Origin of the sequence: Caballeronia arationis (assembly GCF_001544975.2) — a bacterium.
GTDB lineage: Bacteria > Pseudomonadota > Gammaproteobacteria > Burkholderiales > Burkholderiaceae > Caballeronia > Caballeronia arationis.
In genome coordinates this window covers 1-1,169 of sequence record NZ_FCOG02000473.1, presented here as the reverse complement: position 1 = coordinate 1,169, position 1,169 = coordinate 1, and the positions used below count along the sequence as shown (strand labels likewise).

The 1,169-nt window shown below is 55.3% G+C and carries 1 protein-coding gene; it reads left to right on the top strand.

Going from position 1 to position 1,169, the window contains the following annotated elements; genetic code table 11:
- Positions 1-1,169 (top strand): IS1182 family transposase (locus tag AWB81_RS43270; RefSeq protein WP_062644738.1); only part of this gene is annotated, 1,169 nt, incomplete at both ends.

Here is a 1,169-nt window from a genome sequence, read left to right as displayed (position 1 = left end):
GCACTTGACGACTACGTGACGGACACCAACCCCGTGCGCGTAGTCGATGTTTTTGTAGAAGAGCCTGATCTTCATAAGCTCGGGTTTGAAGGTGTTGATCCGGCGTTGACGGGTCGGCCTTCGTATTATCCGGGGGTGATGCTCAAGATATACATCTACGGTTACCTGAACCGTATTCAATCCAGCCGTCGCCTTGAACGCGAGGCTCAGCGCAACGTCGAACTGATGTGGCTTACGGGCCGCCTCGCGCCGGACTTCAAGACCATTGCGCGGTTCCGTAAAGACAACGGCAAAGCGATCAGCAGCGTCTGTCGTCAGTTCGTCATGCTATGCCAGCGTCTGGACCTCTTCGCCGAAGCATTCGTTGCGATCGACGGCAGCAAGTTCAAGGCAGTGAACCACCGCGACCGCAACTTCACGAGCGCTAAACTCGAACGACGCATGCGCGACATCGAGTCAAGTATTGCTCGCTATCTCGAGGCGTTGGATACAGCGGATCGTCAGGAGCCTGCAATCGCGAAGGCCAGAACAGAGCGACTGCAGGACAAGATTGCAGCCTTGAAGAAACAGATGCGAAGCCTCAAAGAGATCGAGATCAAGTTAAACGAAGCACCGGACGGTCAGGTATCGCTCACGGATCCGGATGCCCGTTCTATGAAGACGCGAGGAACCGGAGTCGTCGGCTACAACGTCCAGACGGCGGTTGACACGAAGCATCATCTGATCGTCGCGCACGTGGTCACTAATGATGGCATTGATCGCGATCAGCTAACGTCCATGGCGAAGCTTGCCCGTGCAGAGATAGGCGTCGACAAGCTCACCGCAGTTGCAGACCGCGGCTACTATAAGAGCGAGGAGATACTCGCATGTCATAAGGCTGGAATAGAAGTGTTCGTTCCGAAGACAGTGACATCGAGCGCAACGGCTCACGGACGCTTCGGGAAGGAAGACTTCATTTACAACGCAATGACCAACGAATATCGATGCCCAGCAGACGAGCCGCTCATCTGGCGATTCTCAACCGTTGAGCGCGGGCTAAAGATCGGTAAGTACTGGAGTTCGAATTGCCAGCAGTGTTCGCTAAAAGGGGACTGCACGCCAGGCCCTCAACGTCGTGTAGCGCGCTGGGAGCACGAAGATGTTCTTGATGAGATGCAGGCACGACTCGA